Annotated in this window: 7 protein-coding genes; 4 read left to right on the forward strand and 3 right to left on the reverse strand. The window is 58.5% G+C overall.

All coding sequences use genetic code 11. The features are described from left to right. Window positions 1-42: 42 nt before the first annotated feature. Complete coding sequence (locus QZ196_RS13870) at window positions 43-645, forward strand: class I SAM-dependent methyltransferase (RefSeq protein WP_296427397.1); 603 nt, start codon at window positions 43-45, stop codon at window positions 643-645. Window positions 646-859: 214 nt separating this feature from the next. Here the strand turns inward: QZ196_RS13870 and QZ196_RS13875 are convergent, their stop codons facing one another. From QZ196_RS13875 to QZ196_RS13885, 3 genes are all read right to left on the reverse strand, one after another. Continuing rightward, entirely contained in the window at window positions 860-1,966 is a 1,107-nt protein-coding gene (locus QZ196_RS13875; protein ID WP_296427400.1) for a site-specific DNA-methyltransferase, read from the reverse strand. A gap of 105 nt (window positions 1,967-2,071) precedes the next feature. After that, window positions 2,072-2,689, reverse strand: coding sequence for a ribonuclease HII (locus tag QZ196_RS13880; RefSeq protein WP_296427404.1), 618 nt, complete (start codon window positions 2,687-2,689; stop codon window positions 2,072-2,074). Between the two features lie 155 nt (window positions 2,690-2,844). After that, window positions 2,845-3,339: a hypothetical protein gene (locus QZ196_RS13885; protein ID WP_296427407.1), complete on the reverse strand. Its 495-nt coding sequence runs from the start codon at window positions 3,337-3,339 to the stop codon at window positions 2,845-2,847. A gap of 158 nt (window positions 3,340-3,497) precedes the next feature. On the opposite strand from QZ196_RS13885, the gene QZ196_RS13890 reads away from it, so the two are divergent. The 3 genes from QZ196_RS13890 to QZ196_RS13900 form a co-directional block, all read left to right on the forward strand. Further along, window positions 3,498-3,779 (forward strand): hypothetical protein, encoded by a 282-nt coding sequence (locus tag QZ196_RS13890; RefSeq protein ID WP_296427410.1) that lies wholly within the window; start codon window positions 3,498-3,500, stop codon window positions 3,777-3,779. 25 nt (window positions 3,780-3,804) lie between these two features. Next, window positions 3,805-4,455: a hypothetical protein gene (locus QZ196_RS13895; protein ID WP_296427419.1), complete on the forward strand. Its 651-nt coding sequence runs from the start codon at window positions 3,805-3,807 to the stop codon at window positions 4,453-4,455. A 109-nt stretch (window positions 4,456-4,564) separates the two neighbouring features. Beyond that, on the forward strand, window positions 4,565-6,000 hold a 1,436-nt coding region (locus QZ196_RS13900; protein ID WP_296427412.1), incomplete at its 3' end, for a diguanylate cyclase.

Raw genomic sequence — 6,000 nt, forward strand, 5'->3', positions numbered from 1 at the left:
GTGGATTTTTAAGTTTGTGCAGGACATGGCGATGAACGGGGTATGACGCAGGTTTCCGGGCCGTTGCGGGTTGATTTTGTCGGTGGTGCGGTCGCGCATCGGCTGCGGTTCGGCGGGGGGCGTGGGCAAGCGCTGGCCAAGGCGATGGGGTTGCGCGCCGGTAAGACGCCAATGATTGTTGACGCAACGGCGGGTCTGGGCCGCGACTCGTTTCTTTTGGCATCGCTGGGCGCGCAGGTCACAATGATCGAGCGGTCGGAACAAATGCACGCGCTGTTGGTTGCAGGCATGGACCGCGCGCTTCAAGAGGGCGGCGAATTTCGCGAGATCATGGGCCGGATCACCCTGTTGAAGGGGGATGCCAAGGATCTGCTGCCTGCGCTGGCTGGCGAAGCAATCTTGATTGATCCAATGCATCCGCCACGCAAGAATTCGGCACTGGTGAAGCGTGAATTGCGTCAGGTCCGCGAGATCGTTGGAACGGATGTTGACGCGGCGGATCTCGTGCGCGTGGCGCTGGCGCATGCGCGCAATCGCGTGGTTCTAAAATGGCCGGCAAAGGCCGAACCGATCAGGGGAATACGGGCGTGTTCCCACCAAATACATGGAAAATCAACACGTTATGATGTTTTCATGGCAGGGTAAGGCGCCCGGCTTTGGCCTAACGTATTGCCACAGGTCACGGGCGCGCTGCGCGTTTCAAGCCGAACCCCAACCACACCTGCGAAAAGAAAAAACCCCGCCGTACGAAGACGGCGGGGGGAAAGTTAGTGCTTGCGGTCCCTGCCACCATGGAAGGGTTCGCCGCAGGCACCGGCGGTATCAATGTTGGGGAATGTGACGCGGGTTCAGCCCGGTGTCAGTGCTTCGCCATCTCCGAGCGGATCTGCTGGCGCAGCAGATCAATGGGCACTTTTTGCCCGTCGCGTTTAAACTGCCAATAGGTCCAGCCGTTGCAGCTGGGGGCGCCTTCAAGGTGGGCGCCGACCTGATGGATGGATCCTTTGATGTCGTCACCGATCAAGGTGCCATCGGCGCGGACCTTGGCCTTGTGACGGCCGTTCATGCTCCATAATTCTTCGCCGGGGCGCAACATGCCGCGTTCGACCAGCACGCCAAAGGCGACGCGGGGTTCAGAGCGTTTGGAGGCGGACACTTCGAGCGATTCGCTGTCGAATTTACGGGTGTTGGCGATGCGTTTTTCGGCGACTTTGCGATAGGCGGCTTCGCGTTCGATGCCGATGAAATCGCGGCCCAGCATTTTTGCGACCGCGCCGGTGGTGCCAGTCCCGAAGAACGGGTCAAGGACGACGTCTCCGGGGTGAGTGGTGGCGACTAGGACGCGGTGCAGGAGGGATTGGGGTTTCTGGGTTGGGTGGGCTTTGTCGCCATGTTCGTTCTTGAGACGCTCGTGGCCGGTGCAGATGGGCAGCACCCAGTCAGACCGCATTTGCACGCCTTCGTTCAGCGCCTTGAGGGCTTCGTAGTTGAAGGTGTATTTGCTGGCTTCTTCCTTGGAGGCCCAGATCAGCGTTTCATGCGCATTGGTCAGGCGTTTGCCGCGAAAGTTGGGCATCGGGTTGGATTTGCGCCAAACCACATCGTTCAAAATCCAGAACCCCTGATTCTGCAATTCAGCGCCCATGCGGAACACGTTGTGGTAGCTGCCGATGACCCAGATGGCACCGTTTGGTTTCAACAGGCGGCGGGCGGCGGCAAGCCATGCCTTGGTGAATTTGTCGTAGGCCGCAAAGCTGTCGAACTGGTCCCATGCGTCATCGACGGCATCGACCTTGGAATTGTCGGGGCGGTGCAGGTCACCTTTGAGCTGCAGGTTATAGGGCGGGTCCGCGAAAATCAGGTCAACCGACCCGGCGGGCAGGCTGTTCATGACGTCAATGCAGTCGCCATCAATAATCGTGTTCAGCGGGAGCGCTTGCGCACTCCTGGTTTTCGTTTTGATCATTTTTCTGCCTCTAAGCCCCGGCGGGTATCCCGCTCTTTGGTTGTCCCTAGTGTGAGTCAGAGGCGAATCGCTGTCAAAACCTTTATTGAATCAATCACTTACGATTTAATCTTGATACAAGATATTGTGTACCGGTTTGAAGGATCGTCTATGGTGTGGGGTGACACCAAGATTTGCCAAACCCGATTTATGCGCCGCTGTCGGGTATCCGGCGTTCTTGTCCCAGCCGTAGCCGGGATACTGTTGCGCCAAATCCACCATGTGTCTGTCGCGCCACACCTTGGCCACGATGGAAGCCGCTGCAATCGACAGGCTGCGGGCGTCGCCCTTGATGATTGTCTGCGATGATGCGGTCAGGCCACGCGGGACCATGTTGCCGTCGATCAGGATATGGTCGGCGTTTTGGGATAGCCCGTCGATCGCCCGGACCATCGCGATGTGGGATGCGCGCAGGATGTTGTGCGCGTCGATTTCGGCCACCGTTGCCTGCCCGAGCGACACATTGGCGGTCGCTATGATCAAGTCGTACAGCGCGTCGCGGCGTTTGGCGGTCAATTTCTTGCTGTCGTTCAGCCCTGCGGGGATGTTGGCGGGGTCCAGAATGACGGCGGCGGCACAGACGGGACCAGCCAGCGGGCCGCGCCCAACCTCGTCCACGCCGGCGACGTACAGAAAGCCGCGCGCACGGGCAGCGGTTTCGAATGAGAAATCGGGTTTGGTCATGCGACCAGTGACCAGAGTGCGCCGCGCGCTTCAAGTAAAAAGGGGCAAAGGGACGTTGTGTCACCTTTGCCCCGATAGCATTTCGGCGCATGTCGCAACCGAAACGCTATAGGTGGCGCGGCAACCGGGGCAGGGCCGCGCTGCTGTCCGGTGCCTTAGCGGCGCCGATCAGATGTGTAGCCCGCGTCGCGCAGGCAAAGGGGGTCAAAGCCGCGCCGCGGGCCATTGCCGGTATAGACGCGGACGGCGCAACGATCGGGCAGGCTGTTCACCTGGCGGTAGTTCTGTTCAAGGCAGCGTTGGCCGAACATACGGACCGTGCCAAAGCGGGTCTGGACGTCGCGCATGCACGTCGAGGGCAGAACCCACCGACCATTGCCGCGATTAAGATTGGACCAACGGTTGTCATGGCGTCCATGGGCCTGAGGCGCCCGGTGGGATTGGTCGCGCGTTTGCGTTGCCGGGGCGCTGTCACGCTTGTTATTTTCAAGCGCTGCATTCAGCGCGGCGATGGCCGCGAAACCAATCAGCAGCTTGCCGACGTCTTCGCCGGTAAAGGGTTCGGCCTGCACCGGGGCCACTGTTGCAAAAGTAAGGGAAAGTGCCGCGATACCTGCGATCATTGATTTGACGATGGAGGATTTCAACATTTGGTCGTCCTTTCGGTTCTTGCGTCATGTGACGTTGATGAAACCAAAGGATGCGATGTGGCCCTGCCAGACAATAACGGGGGATGGATATGCGATGGCAGCCGCGATAACATGGGGCGTTATTGAATATCACGGGCGGTTAGGATCAGGTGGGCGTCATGAAACATCTTTCTTTCTCATTCCTGATCCTTTGCCTGACTGCTGGTGCGGCGCATGCCGATTGCTATGCTGATTATAAGGCGAAACGTGATGGCCCCTTGCGTCTGCACTATGGTGTGGCTCAGATTGACGGCGACTGCGATGTGCGGTCCGCGACAGATCAACTGCGGCCACGGCTGGATCGTGACGGGTGGCAATTGCTGAATGTGCTTGGCGTTTTCGACGATGCCGGGCTGGATGACAGAAAGGAAAGCGCGGGTGAATATTTCCTCCGCTATTGAGGCGCGTGAGATCGGGAACCGGATTGTGGTGGCGGGGATCGGGGCGATTGTCCTTATTCTGGCGATTGCGGCGGTGATGCTGTTCATTAACCTGCCCGATGCCAACGCATTCAACGGTCGCGTCGAGCAGTTGTTCATTGAGAATGACACCCTGACCGGCAATGCCGAGATCAAGTTGCTCGAGATTTTGGCGGGGTCGGGCACCGCGTTTTCGGATACGCTGGCGTCCTACCGTCTGGTCATCTTTGTGCAGCTGGTTTTCGCGACTGCGATGCTGATTTCGGCGATTGCGTTTCTTGTGATGCTTATCGCGCTGAACCGCCGGATGAGTCAGATCGAGCGCAAGGGGATCGAAGTGAACTCTCTGCTGATCAGCCGCGATCAAAAGTCGGTTTACCTGAATAACTTTGAATTCAAGCTGACCGAAGCCGCGATTGAAACGCTGTCGGTCCTGGCCGAGGCCCGCATGGATGACGAAGTGTTGTCGGGCGCCGAGATCGAGGGCGTGATTTCTGGCCGCCATGCATCCGAATGTGACGAGGCGGCAGGCGCGACCCGGATCAAGCGGTTGCGCGACACGCTGGGCAATCAGATGGTCAGTGAATTGCTGGTCAAGAATATTGCCCGCAAGGGGTACATGCTGGCGATCGACAAGGACGTCATTCGGATGGTGTGAAGCCGCCAGATGCCGGTGGCGGCGGTTTTATCGTTTTGCTTAAGTGAAATTTTACCACAAGCATGCAGAAATGACGTGTCATAAATCGTCACAAGACTGAGTCGTCTGCATGAAAACTGATCCCGAACAAACGGCGGCATTTGCTGCCGTCCATGAGATTTCCCGGCGTGACCTGCTGGGGCATGTGTTCGAAGAGTCGGCGGCAGAGATTTATGCCTTTGATGCTGGAAACTTGCGGTTTGTGGCCGTCAATATGGCGGGGCGTGCGGCCTTGGGAAAAGGTATGCGGCAATTGACCCAGTTGCGTGCGGATGACCTGTTGACGGGGATGTCATCGGCGCGCCTGGCCATGCTGCTGCACAATATTGCCAGGCGACGCAGCGCGTGCGCCCGGCTGCGCACGCGCAAGCTGCGCCCGACATCCGAGGGGGTGATTTGCGATATAAAGGTCAGGTATCTTGCGGGACCGGTGCCGACCTATCTGGCAAGTGTCCATGATGTGCCCGATCCTGCTGCGGCGTGCGTCAACGGTTCGTTACGTGCCGCCATTGACGCGTTGGCGGACGGTTTTGTTCTGTATGACAAAGATGACAGGCTGGTGCTGTGCAATGACCGGTATCGCCAAATCTATGCCAGCAGTGCGCCGATCATAACCCTTGGTGCGCGGTTCGAAGACATCCTGCGCGATGGTTTGAAACACAATCAATACGCCGATGCGATTGGTCGCGAAGACGTGTGGCTGGCCAGCCGGCTGCAGGCGCACGCGGTCAGCGACCATATGATCGAGCAGGAACAGACATCAGGTCAGTGGCTGCGAATTGAAGAACGTAAGACCCGCGACGGTGGCCGCGTCGGCATGCGCATGGATATCACCCAGTTGAAACGCGATCAGGCGGCGTTGGAACGTGTCGCGCGCACGGATGAATTGACCGGCCTGCTGAACCGGCGCGGTCTGCTGGAGCAGATGCGCAATCTGGTTGGTGATTTGGCGCGGGATCAGCGGATTGCGGTGCTGCATGTGGATCTGGACAAGTTCAAGTCCATCAACGACGCGCATGGCCATGATGCGGGTGATTTTGTCCTGCGTCATTGCGCGCGCCTTTTGAAGAAAGGGATTGCAGAGAATCACCATGTCGCGCGGTTTGGCGGCGATGAGTTCATCGTGGCGATTAGCACCAGCCAATCCGACGCTTGTGTCGTGGCTCTTGCCCAGGGGTTGATCGCGGGGCTGTCGCTACCCGTGTCGTTCTGCAACCGCATCTGTAGTTTTGGCGCGAGCATTGGTGTCGCTTTTTACACGCCGCATCTGCCTGACACTCTCGAGAATGTGTTGACCGGTGCCGATATCGCGCTGAACGCCGCAAAACGCGCCGGTCGCGGTGAATGTCATGTGTTTGAGGTGAGGATGCGTGATGCGGCCGTCCGGTCGGTTGAAATGGCAGAGGATATTCGCAGCGGCCTGTATGCGGGAGAGTTTGCGCCGTATTTCCAGCCGCAAATTGATACCGAAACCGATGAGATCATCGGGTTTGAGGCGCTGATCCG

The organism is Yoonia sp., assembly GCF_017854565.1.
In the GTDB taxonomy this organism is placed as follows: Bacteria; Pseudomonadota; Alphaproteobacteria; order Rhodobacterales; family Rhodobacteraceae; genus Yoonia.